This is a genomic window from Variimorphobacter sp. HTMS_6 (genome assembly GCF_059717775.1).
The window spans coordinates 44,691-65,300 of record NZ_AP046094.1; the positions used below are offsets into that span (position 1 = coordinate 44,691).

17 protein-coding genes are annotated in these 20,610 nt (G+C 36.1%); 15 read left to right on the forward strand and 2 right to left on the reverse strand.

Going from position 1 to position 20,610, the window contains the following annotated elements; translation table 11 throughout:
* Positions 1-77 precede the first annotated feature (77 nt).
* The 9 genes from AC6IWN_RS00240 (at position 78) to AC6IWN_RS00280 (ending at position 10,122) form a co-directional block, all read left to right on the forward strand.
* Positions 78-749: a response regulator transcription factor gene (locus AC6IWN_RS00240; protein WP_497989901.1), complete on the forward strand. Its 672-nt coding sequence runs from the start codon at positions 78-80 to the stop codon at positions 747-749.
* On the forward strand, positions 740-1,912 hold the full coding sequence (locus AC6IWN_RS00245) for a HAMP domain-containing sensor histidine kinase (protein WP_497989903.1): 1,173 nt from the start codon (positions 740-742) through the stop codon (positions 1,910-1,912). The genes AC6IWN_RS00240 and AC6IWN_RS00245 overlap by 10 nt, the downstream gene beginning before the upstream one ends.
* Positions 1,913-1,983: 71 nt before the next feature.
* On the forward strand, positions 1,984-2,886 hold the full coding sequence (locus tag AC6IWN_RS00250) for an ABC transporter ATP-binding protein (RefSeq protein WP_497989905.1): 903 nt from the start codon (positions 1,984-1,986) through the stop codon (positions 2,884-2,886).
* Positions 2,855-4,045 carry an ABC transporter permease gene (locus AC6IWN_RS00255; RefSeq protein ID WP_497989907.1) on the forward strand — a complete coding sequence of 397 codons (1,191 nt, stop codon included), beginning with the start codon at positions 2,855-2,857 and terminating at the stop codon, positions 4,043-4,045. The genes AC6IWN_RS00250 and AC6IWN_RS00255 overlap by 32 nt, the downstream gene beginning before the upstream one ends.
* Complete coding sequence (locus AC6IWN_RS00260; RefSeq protein WP_497989909.1) at positions 4,002-4,637, forward strand: hypothetical protein; 636 nt, start codon at positions 4,002-4,004, stop codon at positions 4,635-4,637. The genes AC6IWN_RS00255 and AC6IWN_RS00260 overlap by 44 nt, the downstream gene beginning before the upstream one ends.
* A 251-nt stretch (positions 4,638-4,888) precedes the next feature.
* Positions 4,889-5,071, forward strand: a complete 183-nt coding sequence (locus AC6IWN_RS00265) for a hypothetical protein (RefSeq protein WP_497989911.1) — start codon at positions 4,889-4,891, stop codon at positions 5,069-5,071.
* 27 nt (positions 5,072-5,098) lie between these two features.
* Positions 5,099-6,526 carry a cytosine permease gene (locus tag AC6IWN_RS00270; RefSeq protein WP_497989912.1) on the forward strand — a complete coding sequence of 476 codons (1,428 nt, stop codon included), beginning with the start codon at positions 5,099-5,101 and terminating at the stop codon, positions 6,524-6,526.
* Between the two features lie 52 nt (positions 6,527-6,578).
* Positions 6,579-7,832 carry a hypothetical protein gene (locus AC6IWN_RS00275; RefSeq protein ID WP_497989914.1) on the forward strand — a complete coding sequence of 418 codons (1,254 nt, stop codon included), beginning with the start codon at positions 6,579-6,581 and terminating at the stop codon, positions 7,830-7,832.
* 1 nt (position 7,833) lies between these two features.
* Complete coding sequence (locus tag AC6IWN_RS00280) at positions 7,834-10,122, forward strand: immunity 26/phosphotriesterase HocA family protein (RefSeq protein ID WP_497989916.1); 2,289 nt, start codon at positions 7,834-7,836, stop codon at positions 10,120-10,122.
* 180 nt (positions 10,123-10,302) lie between these two features.
* Here AC6IWN_RS00280 and AC6IWN_RS00285 read toward each other — a convergent pair whose 3' ends face one another.
* Positions 10,303-10,881, reverse strand: coding sequence for a hypothetical protein (locus AC6IWN_RS00285; RefSeq protein ID WP_497989918.1), 579 nt, complete (start codon positions 10,879-10,881; stop codon positions 10,303-10,305).
* 264 nt (positions 10,882-11,145) lie between these two features.
* On the opposite strand from AC6IWN_RS00285, the gene AC6IWN_RS00290 reads away from it, so the two are divergent.
* From AC6IWN_RS00290 to AC6IWN_RS00300, 3 genes are read left to right on the forward strand one after another with little or no spacing between them, the layout of a single operon-like run.
* Positions 11,146-11,526, forward strand: a complete 381-nt coding sequence (locus tag AC6IWN_RS00290) for a GntR family transcriptional regulator (RefSeq protein ID WP_497989920.1) — start codon at positions 11,146-11,148, stop codon at positions 11,524-11,526.
* Positions 11,527-11,537: 11 nt separating this feature from the next.
* Positions 11,538-12,401 carry an ABC transporter ATP-binding protein gene (locus tag AC6IWN_RS00295; protein ID WP_497989922.1) on the forward strand — a complete coding sequence of 288 codons (864 nt, stop codon included), beginning with the start codon at positions 11,538-11,540 and terminating at the stop codon, positions 12,399-12,401.
* A complete protein-coding gene (locus AC6IWN_RS00300) occupies positions 12,401-13,111 on the forward strand; it encodes a hypothetical protein (RefSeq protein ID WP_497989924.1) in 711 nt (236 codons plus the stop codon). The genes AC6IWN_RS00295 and AC6IWN_RS00300 overlap by 1 nt, the downstream gene beginning before the upstream one ends.
* Before the next feature lie 217 nt (positions 13,112-13,328).
* On the opposite strand, the gene AC6IWN_RS00305 is transcribed toward AC6IWN_RS00300, so the two are convergent.
* Positions 13,329-15,068 carry an ABC-F family ATP-binding cassette domain-containing protein gene (locus tag AC6IWN_RS00305; protein ID WP_497989926.1) on the reverse strand — a complete coding sequence of 580 codons (1,740 nt, stop codon included), beginning with the start codon at positions 15,066-15,068 and terminating at the stop codon, positions 13,329-13,331.
* Positions 15,069-15,412: 344 nt separating this feature from the next.
* Between AC6IWN_RS00305 and AC6IWN_RS00310 the strand changes: the two genes are divergently transcribed.
* From AC6IWN_RS00310 to AC6IWN_RS00320, 3 genes are all read left to right on the forward strand, one after another.
* On the forward strand, positions 15,413-16,426 hold the full coding sequence (locus AC6IWN_RS00310; protein WP_497989928.1) for an alpha/beta hydrolase: 1,014 nt from the start codon (positions 15,413-15,415) through the stop codon (positions 16,424-16,426).
* A 167-nt stretch (positions 16,427-16,593) separates the two neighbouring features.
* Positions 16,594-17,604, forward strand: a complete 1,011-nt coding sequence (locus tag AC6IWN_RS00315; RefSeq protein WP_497989930.1) for an alpha/beta hydrolase family protein — start codon at positions 16,594-16,596, stop codon at positions 17,602-17,604.
* Positions 17,605-17,847: 243 nt separating this feature from the next.
* Complete coding sequence (locus AC6IWN_RS00320) at positions 17,848-20,529, forward strand: fibronectin type III domain-containing protein (RefSeq protein ID WP_497989932.1); 2,682 nt, start codon at positions 17,848-17,850, stop codon at positions 20,527-20,529.
* Positions 20,530-20,610 lie beyond the last annotated feature (81 nt).

The window sequence follows — 20,610 nt, forward strand, 5'->3', positions numbered from 1 at the left end:
AAAATAGAGATTTTGTAGAGAAGTTTCATGTAATTTAGAGAATATATATAACGCTAAGTTGATAGAGGGAGCGGAGAATGAAATACAAATTATTGATTGTAGATGATGACAAAGATATCTGTAAAATGCTTAAGGATTATTTTGAGTTATTGGGCTATTTGATTTATACCGCATCATCAGGATTGGAAGCGCTGGAACAGATGGCCATATCCCCAGACCTTATATTACTGGATATTAACATGCCGGAAATGAATGGAATTGAAGTGTGTAAAAGAATACGTTCTCAAGTGAATATCCCAATCCTATTTCTCACTGCTAAGGTGGAAGAGCAGGATAAGATTAATGGGTTGATGGCCGGAGGAGATGATTATATTATAAAGCCATTTAGCTTAGATGAATTATATGCTAGAGTAGTGGCACATCTTCGTCGAGAAGAGAGGAGCAGAGAGAAAAAGAATATATTTTTATCCGGAGATTTTTTGATCAATTATAATGACAGGACGGTTATGGTTGAGAATAAAATGATTCCGCTTACGAAAACAGAGTTTGATATTGTTGAGTTCTTAAGTAGTCACAGAGGGCGAATCTTTGATAAGGAAGCAATCTATGAAAGATTATGGGGCTATGATAAGGACGGTGATAGCGCGATTATTACAGAACATATACGCAGAATACGAGGTAAGCTTGGCAGAGGGAGTGAGAAAGAATATATTGAGACTGTTTGGGGAGTTGGTTATCGATGGATATAATAAATCGTATAAAAAAAAGATGTGATATAACGAATCTGCTATTAAGACAGGCGTTATTTATGTATATCTTTATTGGGCTGGTAACAGCCCTTTTGTGTAGTCTGGTTATCAGGCTATTTTTTGAAAATTGGAGACACATCATATATCAGGTAAATGGGTTTGATGATGTTGTAGACTATTCGGGTTATGGATCAGAGTATTTCAGACAGAATATACAGATTCCTAATACCACACTAAGCCAATTGGAATTGTTAAATCATATTGAGAATATCTTGATTATAGCATGTGCTGTGATTGCTATTGCATGTGTAAGCCATCTCTTTTATAAGAAGAAACTGGAGGAACCAATTCGGATTCTGCAGACTCAAATTCAGTATCTTGGTAGGGATGACTTGAGTTTTGACAGCGGCTACCTAAACAGGGATGAAATGGGTGAGATATGCACGGTGTTTAACCGAATGCGTCTTCAACTATTGGATAATAAGAAAAATCTATGGGAGCTGATGGAGTCACAAAAAGAATTAAACGCGGCATTTGCTCATGATATCAGAACACCGCTTACCGTAATGAAAGGTTATATTCAGATACTTTCTAGATTCTATCCTTCCGGGGAGATATCAGAGGAGAAGTTGATGGAAACATTGCAACTGCTGGATAACCAAATAATTCGTATGGAGCGATTCTCAGATACGATGAAGGAGATTCACACCATAGAAGAATGGGAAGTGTGTAAAAATAATTACTCCTTTGAAGGACTTATGGTTAAATTACAGCATAATATTACACCTTTATCAAATGACTATATTCAAATAATACTGGATTATAATCATGTAGACGTGTTACTTCAATGTGATGAGAATTTGATCCTTGAGGTTATGGACAATCTGATTATAAACGCACTGCGTTATGCCAAGTCAATGATTCAGATAATACCCAAACTGGAAGGGGATAAGCTATATGTATATATCAGGGATGACGGAGCCGGATTTACGAAAGAAGCCTTAGAAAATGGAAACAGACCTTACTTTACAACCGATCAGGACCACTATGGTTTGGGCTTGACGATATGTCAAACCCTGTGTAAAAAACACGGAGGTAATCTTGATCTTATGAATTCGATTGAGGGCGGTGCCGTTGTATGTGCTTATTTTTATATTAAATAAATCTCCATAGGGAAAAAGTAGAGAATTAAACTGTATACTATGGGCATCGATAGTAATGAGGAGGTTTATGGATGGAGATTATTCTTAATAATGTGAATAAGTACTATGGTAAAAAGCAAGCACTAAAGGAAGTGACAATGACAATTCCAGCAGGAATGTTCGGGTTGTTAGGGAGAAACGGAGCGGGAAAAACGACGCTGATGAAGATTATGGCTACATTAACAAGAGCATCGAGCGGAAGTATTACAATATGCGGAAACGATATCAGGAATAGTAAAGATATTCGTGGAATCACCGGCTATCTACCACAGGACTTTTCTATGTATGGCAATATGAGTGTGTATGAGGCAATGGACTATCTGGGGACACTGTCGGGACTAACCAAAAGGGAACGAGAGGAACGTATACCCGAATTGCTAAAGGATGTCAATCTTCAGAATAATCTTAAAACTAAGGTCAGAGCCATGTCCGGAGGGATGAGAAGGAGACTAGGTATTGCACAGGCATTACTAAATCAACCGAAAGTTTTGATTGTTGATGAGCCTACCGCCGGACTTGATCCGGAAGAACGGGTTCGATTTCGTAATTTATTATGCGAGATTGCTGAGGGACGGATTGTAATCTTGTCTACACATATCGTCGGTGATATTGAGGCGACATGTGAAAATATCGGTATTCTGGAGGAAGGCGGATTGTGTTTCGTGGGTACAGTCAGTGAATTTTTAAAGAATACGCAAGGAAAGGTCTATACCGCAGAGATATCAAAGACGGATTTAGAAAAAGCAAAGCGGGAGTATATCGTAACAGGAGTTCTAACCAAGGGCAGTAAGGTAGAGATTCGTTTTCTGAGTGATAAAGCTCCGTTTGATGGGGCGGTTCAAGTGGAGCCAAATGTGGAGGATGGATATTTGTATCTTATGAGTGGAAAGGGGGAGAAATGGGATGCTGGCAAGATTAATACAACAGGAATGTAAGATGTGGTTAAGAAGCATTATATTCTATGCCTATGTCATCCTACTTTTTCTATTCTATGTAACACAGATGGGGGAGGATACCTCCCTTAAAAAACCTCAGCCCGGGCAGTTAGACTATGGTACTACCTATTCAAAAGATAAGGATATTATTATGGAGGGAACTGTGAGGGACTTATTATTTGAACATAGCCAGGGTCATTACACATCTTATCCATATGGGTTTTATAAAGAAGTTATATTGTCAAAAAAAGATGAGAGCAAGATGGAGGAATACCTCACATCCTTAACAGGAAAGAGTAAGGCGGAGAGGATAAAGTCAGAGGATTTCAATGTACGCCCTGGCCTTCGTTATGATGAATTTAAGAAGATTATGAGTAAAGTTGCTCATATAATAGGAGCTGGGAGTAATTATGGGGGAAATGCATTACAACGTCATGGGCGACAGCCAAGAACCTATGAACAGGCACTGTCAGATTATAATGATGTGATAAGCAAAGATCATGTTACCGGTGCATTTGGCAGATTGTTCTGTGATTATATGGGGATTATTCTGGGGATTCTACCTGCATTTTTTAGTATCGCAAGAGTATTGAGAGATAAGAGAAACAAATGCTCTGATGTTGTGTTTTCTAAAAAAGGAACCTCCATGACCATCGTGCTATCAAGATATGTAGGTATGATAATTGTTATGTTCCTGCCATTAATTTTAGTTTCGTGCTTATCATTAACGCAAGCGATATATATTGCGCAGGCATCACAGGTATCGCCTGATTATTTCGCTTATTTAAAATACTCCTTTGGCTGGTTACTGCCAACTATGATGTTTGTTACGGCGATATCTTATTTCATTGTAGAATTAACGGGAAGTGTGTTGACGATATTTGTAGCAGTAGCAATCTGGTTTGTATCAATTTTTACCGGGATGGGTGCAGACTTAATCAACGCCGGGTGGAATCTTATACCAAGATTTAATGCTCTTGGCGAGCATGAGCGTTACACAGCCTTACTGCCTGAGCTAATTAGGAATAGAGTATTTTATATAGTGGTAAGTTCAGTAATTGTTGTAATGGCGATAGTAGTAGTTGAATGGAAACGAAATGGGGGAGGCTTTACACATGGAAAGGTATCTCAGAATCTTATACGTAAACACAAGATATAACTTGTTGCCCCATATAATTGTCTGCCTACTCATGATCTTTTTAGCACCTGTTATGATGGGGACAGAACATCTTGATCAGGAACAGGTAGCAAAGATTATTGAATGTTATTTATCACTGATTGGAATACTTCTTCTGATACCGGTTTTTATTCCGGAACTGGATCGTGACATCTATGAATTGATACGCAGTAAAAAAGAACCTATGGTGGTTTTGCACATCTTAAGAACGGTGGAGTCGATTCTTGTCATTGCACTGATTGGGATTTTTTCATTTACTGTTCTATACGCTGGAGACTGTGCATTCTCCTGGAGTAAGATGGTCTATACCCTAATGGCAAACGCTGTTTTTCTAGGAGGACTGGGAATCTTCGCATATTCCATGTCCGGTCAAATTGTGTTCGCCTATATGGTGCCTTTAATCTATTATGTAATCAATTATGGAATTGGGGAAAATAAGTTTGGAATGGTATATTTGTTTTCGATGCAAGCAAACCATTTAGTGAACAAACATTATTTGTTATGCTTGGGTTTGATGTTTGTAGCAAGTGGAATTGTTGTTGAGAAATATAAGTTAGTACGAAAAAAAGGATAATATACAATACTGCATAGATAAACGTATATACAGCATTAATGAGAGGCTAATGTAAAATAAAATTATATTTTACATTAGCCTTTTAATATATAGAAAATACAGTCAAAACTTCAGTGCGCAGTATATAAGAAAGATTAGATATATTTATGTTAACACAGTAGAAATTTTTATTTCTGTGAGCTATAATTAATACAAAATTCACCATTTTATGACGAAGTAAATGCAAAGAAAGGGAGATGAGATAGATAACCATGAGCGAATTCAAAGAATCCAGTTATGAAATTCATATGAATGAGATGATCGAGGAGCGCCTTAGTATGATGGAGGGCAAGGGGTATAAGTTTGGAAAACGCTTTTGTAAACGGGATTATGTTATTACGATTATTATAATTTTATTATGCTTGTCTGCAATTATCGCTGGCGCATATCTATAACATACATAAGAGGGTGGGGAAAATTATATGAAGAATGATGTAAATCAACAGATAGAAAAAGAAGCGGTATTCGGAATCGTTCCGGTACTTCAGAGTGAAAAAATATATGGATTTATGGATGCGTTTTTAGTATTGTCAGGATATTGTATTGCAACATGGAGCTATACTCAAGGTTCCTACTTAGCTACATTGGTTGGGTTTAAACAGCTGCTGATCGGGGCGTTTATCGGTGCAATATTGATGTTAGCCATCTATCAGCTTCCGGTGATTCTATCCGCACGATATGGAATTGATATATGGATCTGGTTAAATTCAGTGTTTGGATCCACAGGTGTGAAGATTATGACGATTGTAATAATAATCATCAATTTCCCCTGGTACGCGGTATGTGCCGATTTGTTTGCATCCTCTATGACGAATCTGGCTGCCTTATTTGGAATTACTTTGCCCCACGCATTGCATCCGGTGCTGGGAATCGGGTGTGTGCTGCTTGGAACCTTTATCGCATATCGAGGAATCGGTACCATAACGTGGACAACCCGTATCCTTGTTCCCTTGCTTTTACTAGTTGGTGTGGTAGTAATAATCGTAGGATTCAGCGCTGTACCATTTGATGTGATATGGAATTATCGTCCTAAAGATACCGGTTTTTCAAATTCAATCATACCTTATATCATATCAATAGAAGCAAACTTTGCGTTTGTAATAACGCTGGTGGGTGGTATGGCCGGTGTTCCAAGGCTTACGAAGAATGAAAACTCTGCATTCTGGTCAGGAGTGCTTGGACAGGGATTATCCGGTTCATTGTTTGTGGTGGTTGGGGCAGTTATGGCGATTGCTATGCAATATGTAACCGGCAAGATGGTGGATGATCCGACCGTAATGTTAGCTACATTGTCCGTGCCTGCACTGGCAATAAGTTCTCTTCTGCTCGTGGCATTTGCTAATATCGGTACACAAGCAGTGGGCTCCTATATCTATGGAGTTATGTTAAAATCTTCTTTTAAGAAAACTAGTTACCGTGTACTGATTTTAATCTTAGCACTGTATGTCGGTGTATTATGTATCTGGGGTGGGATTATTGATTTCTTCGGATCATTCTTGACCATCAGTGCTGCAATCTACTCTCCACTCGCGGCGCTTCTCTTTGTGGACTTTTTCCTGGTTCGAAAGCAAAAATTATCCCTTCGCTCGGCGTTCTTCTTGCCGGGTTACCATGCGTATGATTATACAAAGGGCATCAACTGGATCGGTTTGATATGTGTGGCAGCAGGAGTGGGGATGTCATTTTTGATCTATAATCCGCTCACAAGAGAAGTACATAATATGTTACTCTTTCACCTTACCCCGACCGGTTTCTCTTTTCTTGGAACGGGAATTTTGTATTATCTATTAAGTAAAATTCCGGTTATACGTAATTATCTTCTGCGTGACAGGGAAGAGTTAACGATATAGACGATATAGATTTCGGGAGAGGAATTATGATACCTGAATCATGGAGGTTAATATGAAAAAGACAAAACGAATTATTACAGAACCCTTTGATCGTAATAAAATACCACCAAAGCAGAACTTGTTTATCATGCCAATCATGTGGGTGTATTGTTTTATAATGACGAGGAGAGGGAAACTTAGAATTCAAAAAGAACGAATGAAAGGGCTGAAGCCTCCGTATCTGGTACTTGGAAGCCATCATGCATTTATGGACTTTTGCGTCACTCCGTTAGCATTATTCCCACATAGGGCAAATTACGTCTCTGAACTAGAGGGCTTTGAAGCATATGGAGAATGGTGTTATCGTCAGATCGGTTGTCTTGGAACGAGAAAGTTTGTAAATGATATGGCGCTGGTTAAAAATATAAAGAGAGTGATTGATCGAAAGGGTATCGTGGTACTCTACCCTGAGGCGAGATATGCAAATGTTGGTACAAGTTCAAAGCTTCCGGAATCAGTTGGAAAGTTAGCGAAAGCGTTAAATGTACCGGTTGTTGTAATTAATATGAAGGGTAATTATCTGCAATCCCCGATATGGAATCTTAGTATACGTAAGGAAGCTCGGTTGGAGGCTACAATCACACAGGTATATACAAGAGAAGAACTTATGAAGGCTACAACGGCGGAAGTGAATGAGAAGCTGCAACAGTATCTGACCTATGATGAATATGCCTATCAATATGAAACCAACCAAAGAATCACCTATCCAAAACGTGCAGTCGGTCTAGAGCTGGCCTTATACCAATGCCCGGCTTGCAATAGTGAATTCACGATTGCTTCTGAAAATACGGATTTGTATTGTAAGAATTGTGGAGAAAGATGGCATATGACAGAGCTTGGTCGTATGGAGCAACTAAGTACAAAGAAGGAATTAGAGATACCGAAGTGGTATGAGTGGGAACGGGAACAGGTAATTCGAGAGATTCATGATAACAGATACTTACTGAATGTGAGGGTACATATTGAATCATTACCGAATGCCGTGAATTTTATAGACTTGGGTGATGGAGTATTACAACATAAGCAGGATGGTTTTTATCTGACCTTCACAGAATACGCTGAGGAAGAAGCGAAGACATTATACTTTTCTTCAATATCATTGAGCTCAATACATACCGAGTATAATTATCGAGGCAAAGGGCAGTGTGTGGTTCTCTCCACTCTCGATAATTCCTACTTTATCTTTCCGATAGAAGAGGGTTTTAATGCTACAAAGATACAATTTGCAACGGAATATTATTGTGAATTGGCAAAGGGGGTAGGGTGATATGGATAAAAAGGCATTAAGCTTACTGAAAAAATATTATGGTGGACATCCATATACCAATAAATTATTTGAAACCACTCCTGTAAAGGAGCAATATCAGTATTGTATTGATCATGGAACCATGTTTGAAAAAACAGCGATTTCACATAATGAGATTATTGTAAGAATAAAGGAACTGGCAAATAGTACAACCTTAGAGGAGGTAGCAAAAGCATTTTTATATAGCCTAAGTACTAGAGCAAAGGAATATCGAACAGCACTTTCGAGTTATATTTATGCGGTGACTATGCCAGGTCATGAGGCAGTACTTAGTCATAAAAGAAGCAAAGACAATCACACTTATTGTACGATCTGCGGGTTTGGCTATCGCCTGTATACCAGTTTGAATCAGGTTGATGTAGTGGATGATACCTCAACGTGTGAAGTGGATTGGAACCGATATAGCTGTAATAAATTGCATCCCGGTGAATGGACGGACCTTTGTCAGCCCGAATATGTAATGCTCGATCTGCAGGAGTTTATCAAATTACCACCGGTGGAACCGTGTGATGAAGATTATTATATATTAAATTGTATTTTAGGGGAAGCTAACAAGTGTACTTCTTATAACAAAGGGAATGCTCTTGTGAAGATGATTAAGCAGGAGAATATTTTGATAGCTACAAATACCGAGATACACACTTTATTAGGTGTATTAGGAATGTGCGGTGTTTTTGAAACAACAGAAAATAAAGGGTATTTTACAACGTTTCAACCTTTCGCAAAAAGAGGGTTTGAAAATGAAATAGATAAGTTCTATCCGTTCTGTTTTTGGAGGGGGAATTGTGGAATTAATGATGAAGCAGTCGATCGAATATTCAAAAGCTTTAGTGGGAAGCAGTTGGAGATGGATAAAAGACGGTTGGTAAATTCGAATGATAAACAGATAAGTGCGAAAAATATTGAGAGGAAGATTAGAAGTACAGCAGAAAAGTATTTTGTACCAGATGAATATATTGTTGATTTGACGAATGAGGAGCGGCGTTATTTTGGTCTAGAGGAACTACGTACGGAATATGATGTTGAATATTGCTTCAGCAGAACATATGGGCATAATAAAAGAACAACACTTGTTTATTCGGGAGACAATATTGTTAAGATTATATATGAGGAACATGTTTTAGATGAACAAGGACAGTTTATCGGCGCAAGTTATACAGAATATGATACAAACTTGAGGACGGAGGGTAGAGCGAAACTTTTTCCACTCACAAATAAAGGACATGTGAAATCAGTAACCTCTACCAATGTCATGTCAATGCCAGCTACCGGCTTTATATTTGGCTTCCAGACAGGGGGAAAATTCTGCGATGATGGGGGAACGCAGATGGCAGTAACCCATGGTATAAATTCAAAAGATATTGCAATAGGAGAATTTGAGAGAATATCAGCTATTCGAACGAGAGAAGATTTTCATGAGTTCATGAACTGGTATATGAAAACATGCCCGGAGGATTATTTTGATCGAATTAATATCATTAAAAAGACCAAACATCAGACAGTTAAATTTAAAGCAGGAGATATATTTCGATGCGAATACGATAGATTTCATTACTGCTACGGATTGATCCTTGGTAAAACCAGGGATATAGAGAAATGGGATACCCTGCCGAAAGAACACTCTATACGCTGGCTAATGTCACAGCCGATTATGGTGCGGATGTATGATTTTGTTACAACACGAGACGATATGGAACCGGAGGAACTGCAGAATATACCTTTGAGAAATCTGGAAATATGTGTGGATAATGAGATCATTTGGGGAATTCATTCGATAGTAGCTCATAAAAAGCTTATACCGTCAGATATTCAATTTCATTTTAATTGTATGAAAATCATACAAAGGGATCGACATAAAACTCTATACACAGATGATTTTTTAGTACGTAGTGGTTTTGTTAGTGCCGAAAGGGAATTTAAACTATATATCGAATGGGGCTTTGGACAAGTCGAATTACTTTATGAAAATATCTCTGAAGAATTAAAGGGCTTTATGAGGGAATATAGCGGTGCACACGGTGGAGTAAGTCTTGGAATTGATTACCTCAGTTGTGGTATATCGGAAGAAGAATTTTTTAATAAATATCCGAAGCACAAGTTAAGAGGCAATTTATTAAATAATAAAAACAAAGAAAATATAAAGATGATTTTTCGATGTCTCGGGATCTGTGAAGATACAGATTTTGATGATTTTGCAAATCGATATGGGGGGATCACCAGGCAGGAATTTATTGATCGTATACAAGGTTAGAGATCAAGTGATAAGAAAATGCTGCATGAATTGTAATAGGGGCTTATTGCTATATGTCTATCAAATGACAATGGCAATAAGCCCCTATTAATTATGCCTTATAATTAATAATTATCGCAGCTGTTAATATACACAAATTCATATTGGTTCAAGAGAAAGTGATAGATTAAACCGTCTAACTTAGTTCTGTTTACCGTCGATTGCACACAACATAATCGCAGCAGCTATGCCTAACCTTTTATCAAGAACTCCATCCCTGTCTAGAGTAAAGTCAAGATTTAGTTTAAGTACGAAGGGATTAAAGTTCTGTTTAAATGTACTAACCAGTGTCCCATTTATAATAACATTGAAGCTTTGTGGAATCAGATTAAATAAAAATCTTCTCACCAAGGCAAGTCCCACATTATCTTCCTGAATCATACCAATTTCACGATCATTTTCGTCAAGAATTAACCATTCATCCTTGAACATAGACTTCATTCCCTTGCGTTTTAATGCTCCGATCTTTATCCCGGTTTGAGAATCGAATACATCATAAATTGCCGAGATGTCTATGATTTTTCTTGCATGAATATTGACGAGCTCTTCAGACATATCTTCACTTGAATATAATCTGACATCCTCTTTTAATTTAAAAGCCTTTAACTTTGAGAATAATACAACTTCCTTGTTCGGATTATATACGTGAAACTTTGCTCCTAAAAAGGTGAAAATCTTTCTTCTTACTTGATAGTTTTGATAATTGAACTGTTCTCCCATTGTTCCCTCCAATTAATTAATAAACTGTACTTATCATACTACAAAAATTTACCAGAATCAATTAATGTAAATAATTGATTATATGGGATGTTAAATAAATAGATCGCTAGATTTATAATACTTTACTAAATCATTGGTAAAATGTTGAAATTATTATTGACATACTACTGTGTCTATTATATAATCACAGTAGATACAGTAAGCACAGTCAAACTTAACTTAGTTGTTTTATTATCAAAAGTATATGAGGGAAGGAAGGTGGCTATGGATATAAAGATATCATCAATTGCACAAATACCAATTTATGAGCAGATAGAAAATCAAATTAAAGAGATGATAATGACAGGAATATTTACACCTGGTATGCAGCTTCCGTCCATAAGAATACTGGCAAGAGATCTGAAAGTTGGAATTATTACCTGTAGAAGAGCCTATGATGATCTTTGCGCGCAGGGTATTCTGGTGTCACAACCCGGCAAAGGAGTATTTGTTGCAGATGTCCGTACAGAACAGATAAAAGTGATCAATATGGATATGCTCGCCGTACAGATAAGGCAGCTATGTGAATATGCAAATACTTCAGGGATTAGTAAAGCGGAATTAATGGAACAAATCAATACGATTTTTGATGAAGTTAATAAATGATGGAGGGTAATATGTTTGCGTTAGAATTGAAGGATGTAAATTATAAGGTAAAAGGTTTTGCGCTAAAGGATATCAATATAAAAGTACCAAAGGGTATGATTACAGGGTTGGTGGGCCGTAATGGAGCAGGAAAAACTACATTAATTAATGTAGTTGCCAATAACTTAGTGCGAGAATCTGGAACAATCCTATATGACGGGGTGAAATATTGGGAGGACGAAGTAGGTATAAAGAGAAAACTTGGAATTGTTTATGATTGTAATAGTTTTAATGATCAGTTTACTCCGAAAAGGTTTTTAAAAAATATTGCTCCGCATTTAAATGAATTTGATCATGAGCTATTTAATGAATACATGGAAAGGTTTGAATTACCTTATGATAAGAAAATTATAAAGTATTCTACAGGTATGAAGCATAAATTCATGTTAATTCTGACACTTTCCTGTAAACCGGAGATACTCATTATGGATGAACCGACAAGCGGAGTAGATCCTGCTGATCGATATGAGATATTAGATTTAATACAGAGGTTTGTAGAAGATGAAAATCATTCAGTAATATTCTCAACACATATCACGAGTGACTTAGATAAAATAGCTGACCATCTTATCTTAATTGACAGCGGTAGAATCGTGTTAGAAGGGAATAAAGATGATATTTTAGATCAGTACAGAGTTGTTGAGATACCGCATCAAATATTTGATCCTAAAATGGAAGAACTTTTGATTGGAATGAGAAAGAATACCTTTGGCGTTACCGGTATTACGAAGGATACTTCAATATGGGAAAGCGAAGGGGTAAACGCAAAGTATCCTGCAATAGAGGATCTGGCAATACATATTCGAGAAATTCATAAGAAGGAGGAAACTAATTAATGAAAAACCTATGGAGATATGCAAGATTGAGCAGTTTTGATCGCATAGATTTTAAGGGATTTGGGAGATGGCTACTGGCAGCCTTTATACTTGAATTTATTTCTATCAGAATGTCCACAAGTGGAACGGGCGGTTCTTCGGAATCGTACATAGGTATAATGCCATTTTATTTATGTATTGGAGTATATGCATTTGTATATAATAGACTCACCAATTTGCCTCAATTTTCAAAGGGAATGTCATTTACAGCTAAGCAGGAGATAAAAATAAGTATCATATTAATCGTGGAGTATTTTCTGCTTTTAGTGGCATTCCTGATGTTTATATCATTATTTGCCTCAACAATTAATGGGATTTTTAATATAACTCATATCAATTTTGGAAAGGAAATTCATGATAGAACTTGGTCATTGTTTTACAACTTGATTATCGCTTCCCTCCTTTTTCCGCTTGGGTTAATAAGAGATAAGAAGAAATGGTATTTTTCCTTTGGCGTTATAGCAATTATAATAGAAGTGATTTCACTGATTTTGGTTAATTTGATTCCCGGAAGCAATGGATTTCGAACTACGGGTAATATGTATGAGGATGCAGTAAAGATTCCGAACTATAACCTACTCGTAATCGTCATGGGAATTGTCGCATTGATCTCAATAATTGTATCTTATAAGATTAGCCAGAAGCTACATGCACCAAAAAGATACGCATAACTATATTGAATGGATAAAGTATAGGAAACGGGATGGGAAAAATGGGGTAAAGTACCGGATAAAAGGTAGTAATAAAATAATGGAATAAAGTACATGAAAAGTATCGAAATAAGATGCCAAATAAAAAAGGGATAGGTACTTCTGAATGTGAAAATTAAGAAGTCCCGGCGAGCTGTATCATATGGCGCGCCGGGACTTTCGGTTGTTTGCTGTTTACTTATAGTAATTTGATTAATTCTTCTAGTTCTTCTGATAAGACACTTGCGAGCGCAAAATCATTATCCTTTAAAGCAAATTCGATTTTTGTTTCTACCGTTTTTTTCTTTTGTTCTATTTCTAAATAATCTCGATCAAAATGATTTGCATAAATCATTTTTCTGAATTTTCGAATACTCATTTTTCTAACCGTTTTATCTTCAATAATTAAGACATAATCCATGCAGTTGACGATGGTATAGAAATCGTGAGAGATCATTAGTATCGCACCCTTATAATTTTGTAAAGCCTTTTCAAGTGCTATTTGAGAATAAGTATCTAGATGACTTGTTGGTTCATCAAGAAGTAAAAGATCCGCCTTGGTGGTTGCAATCTTAGCCAGTTGTAGTATGTTTTTCTCTCCGCCGGATAAAGCTTCTATCTTCTGATTAAGCATATCTTCCTCAAAACCATAGTTTGATACATATTCCCTGATCTCTTGATTTGACTGAAATCCTACATCATAGAACTCTTCTTGAATCGTATTGGACTCATTAAGCATTTCGCCTTGAAGCTGGGATAAGTAAGCTACTTTAATGTTTTCGTTAATCTCTATGGAATCGTGGTTATTGTGATAAATTTCACGTAGAAGTGTTGTTTTACCGGTACCATTTGATCCAATAATGGCTATTTTTTCGTTAGTATTTAACTCGAAATTAACATCTTGAAGAAGGATATCGTCAAAAGCTACACTGTAATTGGAGATCTTTAGTGCAACGGTTTCATCGATTACATTTTCTGTAGAAAATTGAATATCTGGTTGTTTGATATCTACAAAAGGAGCTTTGATTCTGCGTGCTTCCAATCTCTCTTTGATTTTAACGCGGGCTTTTAACGATTTACCTCTAGAAGCCTCAGTATGAACCGTTGCCACCGATCTTAATTTTTCGATTAACGCTTCGTTTCTCTCGATTTCTAATGTATCAGCAACGGCTAGTTCCTGTAATTCGATTTTGGTTTGAAGCAAGGAAAAGTTATATTCGATATATCTTCCGTCAAACTCTTGAAGTTGCTTGTTCTCAAGATGAATTATCTTATTAAAGCAGTGATTTAGCAGATATCGATTATGAGTAATGACTAACAGGATGCCTTTGTGTGAGTTTATTAACTCTTTAAGTGCATTGAGATTTTTAAAGTCTAGGAAGACATCGGGCTCATCCATAATCATTAAGTCGGGGAAGGTAAGCATTTGTTTAATTACCTGAACGAGTTTGAATTCCCCACCACTTAGTTTTGATACCATTAGGTTTTCGAGCTTTGATAGATTTGCAATATTCAGATTTTTATGAATATTTTGTTCATAATCATCACCGCCGATCGCACTAAATGCATCTAGGGTTAGTTGGTACTTTTCCAGCAAAGGATCAATATCCGATGAAGTTTCCATCTCATTACAAATAGCGGTTAATTCGCTTTGTAGTCGAATGAATTCTTCCGCAATATATTCAAAAACAGTTATATCTTTTGTATTGTCTAACTGGGAGAACTGACTTACATACCCAATTCTACAATTGGGATCCATCTCAATTTTGCCGTCAAACATATATTGCTCGGGGTTCATAATAATGTCAACAAGTGTGCTCTTGCCGCTACCGCTTGACCCAATAAAAGCGCAATGTTGCCCATCTTCTAATGTAAATGAAATATCAGTATATAATTCCTTCTGGGGATATGAATAGGATAAGTTATCAATTTTTATCATAGTTAATCCTGTACTACCTTTCTTTTATTTCGGCTTTTACGAAAGAAAAAAGAGCTTTTTAAAATAAGCTCTTCTATATATCATCTTCCTATTTATAGTTTTTAATTACCTTTTAAGTAATTAGAGTTCTTTTATGATTACAATGGCTAGTTTAACATTATTTATAATTAATATCAATGATTTCGTAATATGATTTCACGGTTTCCAAAACTAACGAGGATGCATTTAAAAACGTATTTTTACCATTTTACAAAAAAAGTAGAATAATGCTTTTTATAGTATTATAATAAATCTGGAAATATATACTATAAAAAGAAGGAAATGTAAATGTGGAGGTAGGAGGTATGCAAGAGAATGGTAAGAATGCAATGAAAGAGAATGTTACAAGTCGTTTAAAGTTTATTGACTGGTTATGTATAGCATTAGGTATTGCATCGATAATTGGGGTGGTTGTTACTTTTAGCGGGAGACAATATTTTGTGTACTTTTGCTTTGCATTAATTATTTGTATATTTATTTTTTTGTACCGCAGGATTAAAGGTGGAAGAATGGTTTTTCTTAAGAATGGTGCGTTGTTTATAGGTACAATGGCTGCGTTCTATTGGGCATTTATGTTCTATGCAACAAGCCTGCCTTTGGAAAGTGTTACGAATGCAGAGGGAGAGAAAACTTTACAGAAAACAGAAGGGTTTGAAAAGAAAACTATTGATTTTAGAGATGGCAAATTAACAGGATGGCTATATCGGCAATCGGAGGAGGAAGAGGCACCACTATTTATCTTCTTCTGCGGTGCAGGAGAATGTTCGGCGGACTCCATGACTAGTTTTTATAAGGATGGTAACTTAATGGATTATTTACCGAACTATGATTTTTTGTGTATGGATTATCCGGGATATGGTAATAGTGATGGTCTTGTTTATGAAGCCGCGATGAAAAGTATGGCATTACGCACCTATGATGAGGCGGTTAAGTGGAAAGGAATAGACAAAAAGAGAGTTGTTGTAGCGGGTTATAGTATAGGAACAGGGCTTGCTGCATATTTGGCGGAAAAACGCGATGTTGCATCACTTATACTGGTTGCAACTTATGATAAGTATTATCATGTTGGCGATGCAGATAGAGCAGATTTTAATCAAATTTTTTGTGGATATAATCTTAATCCCTATGATTATGCAAAGAAAATAAAAGAACCTGCGTTAATTCTTACATCCGACGCAGATATTACCTGTGAGTATAAAAGCGCCAAGAGAGTAGCGGATAGACTGAAAAACAGTAAAGTGATAAAATTGACCGGTGTAAATCATGAATGGATGTTATGTGATGATACATATAAAGGGATTAAAGAATTTTTAAAATAGGTAAATGTGGCGGTAGATACTATCACTAATTTATGGTCATTGTTATTTCGAGAGTTCAAATATTAATTTATGGGATTTACCAAAATGTAGAACTGAATGTTTAAGCACAAGAATACATTGGAAAATATACGAAAGAGAGCAGGAAAATCAACTGAGAGGTAGATAATATGAAAGAGAAACGTACGGCTTCCTTTAAGGAGAAAAGTGATTTTAAGTTTATGGACTGGTTAAGTATAGCAATAGGAATTGTAGCGATAATTGGGGCGGTTGTTACATTTAATGGGAGAAGGAATTTTGTATATTTTTGTTTTTTATTTATTCTTTGTTCATTTATTTTTTTGTTTCGTAGAAATAAAGGTAGTGGTAAGAAGGTTTTTTTTATGAATGCTTTGTTGTTTTTTGCAACTATGGGTGCTTTTTATTGGTCCTATTACTTCTATGCGACCAGTCTTCCAATGGAAAATATTTCGAACGGAGCTGGAGAGGATTTCTTACAAAAGACGCCGGGTTTTGAAAAGAAGACTATTGATTTCAGGGATGGCAAACTAACAGGGTGGTTATATCGACAATCGAAAGAGAAAGAGGCACCATTATTTATCTTTTTCTGTGGTGCAGGAGAATGTTCGGCAGACTCCATGCCAAGCTTTTATGAGGATGGCAACTTAATGGATTATTTACCAAACTATGATTTTTTATGTATGGATTATCCTGGCTATGGTGGTAGTGATGGTCTTGTTTATGAAGCGGCGATGAAAAGTATGGCATTACGTACCTATGATGAGGCAGTCAAGTGGAAGGGAATAGATAAAAACAGAATTGTCGTAGCCGGTTACAGCGTAGGAACAGGGCTTGCTGCATATTTGGCTGAAAAACGTGACCTTGCATCTTTAGTTCTAATAGCAACTTATGATAAGACTTATCATATTGGTGATGCTGACAGCTCCGATCTGTATCAACTCATATTTGGATATAATCTTAATCCCGTTGATTATGCAAAAAAAATAAAAGAGCCTACATTAATTCTTACATCTGACGCTGATATCACCTGTGAGTATAAAAGCGCCAAGAGAGTAGCAGATAGACTGAAAAACTGTAAAGTGATAAAATTGACCGGTGTGAATCATGAATGGATGTTATGTGATGATACATTTAAAGGAATAAAAGAATTTTTAAAATAGATAAAAGTAAACCACTTATTTGTTGATCTATGGGATGAAATCAAATCACTTCTTTTGTGATTGATATATTATGCTCAGGTAGAGTCTCGAAAAAGTGTTGGTATATTGACATTGAAACCCTCAGATGATATTCTGATTTTAACTACAAAAAATACCATTAATGGTAATAATTATTATTAAAACCGACGCGATGGTTTCGATAATAGTCATTTGTAAGAGTACATAACATGGGGAGAATAACAGATGATGACAAAAAAAGTGTTTAAAAAGGCATTAGCAACATTAATAATTTCATTATTAGTCTTCGGACAGATTTTTAGTACACCGACTTTTGTAAAGGCGGATACAGGATATGATAACACAGCTCCTGTTTTGAACAGTTTTACTATTGCGAATGCTGATAATCTTGATACGGACAAGGGTATGACAGTAACTTTTGATTTGACGGAAGACGGAGTAGGTGTAACGTCTATTTTGATTGGATTTCGAGGATTACAAAGTGGGAAGTTTAAAAATATAATATATTTTGTTGCTCCTGGGTACAATAAAACACCATTATATTCTGGAAAATCTACTGTCAAACTATCCTTTGATAATCAATCTTTTTTTAAGGAATCATATGTACTTGAATCGGTTAGTGTTAAAGATGCGAATGGGAATCAGAACGAATATTCGGTAGAGAAGGGTTCGACATGTTTAAAGAATTCTACGAATCTAATTACTATTACTCATTCTAATATAATTGATTGGGTAGCACCCCAAATGACAAGTATGACAATAAATAATTCGAATAATGTGGATTTAACAAGCGGATCAATCGACATTAATGTTGATGTTGCGGAAGATGGTAAGGGAATTGATTATATTTTTCTTTGCTTTAGAAATGATAAATATAAGGATTTCTTTGTATCGTGGCAGACTAATAGTATATACCCATCCGGCAAGGAGTTACATACCGGTAGTTATAATTTGAAAACTATAATGCAAGATCCACTAGAGACTGGCGATTATACGCTTGTATCGATACAATTACACGACGTTGATGATAATTATACAGAATATACACCGAACTCACCTGAGTGGGCTAAATTCACACAAAATATAACAGTAACCAAATCTAACTATACTGCTAGTGAACCTCCAAAACTCACCGGATTTGGTTTGGATGATTCAAAAGTGGTAACCCCGGATACAATAGAGATTCCTATGACTATAGAAACCAGCCATTATGGGGTAAGTGGTATTTTTATTACGCTCAAGGATGACAATGGAAACAGAAAGGATTTAGATCGTTGGTTTATTGATAAACCGATTTACAGTGGCAAACATAAGATAAAATTTCAAATTGATCCGTTTTGGGGTGAAGGCACGTATCATATTGATTATATAACTCTTTATGCACCGATGAACAATGGCAAAACATATTATAAAAATTATATAAAAAATCTTAGTGATTTTAAAGATCCTACCATTACAGTGAATAGTGCGTTTGATATTACTTATTATGGAGCAACTAGTAATTATGCTGCTGCAGTTAATGCAATTAACAATATGAAGGATGGTCAGACTGCAGTTCTGGATTATCGTAATAATAATATCGCCGACAAATCTATATTCCAAGCATTAGCAGGAAAGGATAAAACAGTAGTCTTCGAGAATTCGGATGTTCAGTGGGTTTTCAATGGAAAAGATATTACTTCTGATAAATGTAAATCCATTGATTTGAATGTGACTATCTCTAAACAAAAAGGATCAGATTATGGCTATGCAGATGATAATGAGATTCTTTTAATGCAATATGCAAGTAACGGTGTTCTGCCGGGACCTGTTAATATGAGAATAAACAACGACTTTTTGAAGGAAAAGTATGAAGTAACATCGGATTTGATTTTATCCTACTATAATGCAGGTGCTGATGTTTTGGATACGGGTGTAGAATGTGCAAATGATGGGTTTGCGGAATATAAGATAAGTCATAATTCAGCTTATATTCTTTCGGATAATTTGCCTAGCCTTCTTGCACCGTCAAATGTTAAAGCCATAAAACAAAATGATTCATCGATTAAATTGAGTTGGAATAAGGTTACAGGTGCGAATGGCTATAGTATCTACCGTTCCACAAGTAAAACAGGAACCTACAATAAAGTAACAACTATTTCTAGCACTAATATCTTGACATGGACGGATAAAGCAGTAGTAACCGGAAAAACATATTATTATAAGATTAAAGCAAACGGAGCAGATAGTAGCACGAAAGCAAAATACAGTAGTATTATATCTTGTGTGGCCAGTGCAAAACCAATAGTGAAACCTACTGCAACACCAACCTCGAAGCCGGTTACCAAAACACTAACCGCTCCAAAAAACCTCAAGGCATCCTGTGCTAGTAGTGCCTATGCAAAATTATCCTGGAAGAAGGTTTCCGGAGCAAATGGTTATGATATCTATCGTGCATCAAGTAAGTCCGGCACTTATAAAAAAGTAACGACGGTAACTAAAGGGTCAACACTTAGCTGGACGGATAAGTCAGTGTCTTATGGAAAAATATATTATTATAAGATAAAAGCACGTAGCGCAGATAAAAACGTAAAAGCAACTTATAGTAGCATAGTTAGTTGTAAGATAGCCTTATCCAAAGTAACCGGTTTAAGTTTGTCGGTTCGTGGAACTTCGTCACTCAAGATTCACTGGACAAAACAAGCAGGGGTATCCGGCTATCAGATTTATCAATACAAGAAATCAAAATGGGTGAAAGTTGCTACCAACAAGAGTTCATCCACGTTGTCTACAACGATATCGAAGCTTTCATCTGGTAAATCTTATCAATTTAGGGTAAGAGCATATAAGAAAATAAATGGAAAGACATATTACGGCGCATACAGCAATGTCTTGAAAGTCTCAACAAAAACGAAAACAAAGAAATAACCGGATATTAGTTGTAAGTTAAGATATGTATTGATTAATAAAAGCAATAACAGTTGAATACAAAAAAGAGAAATAAAAAAG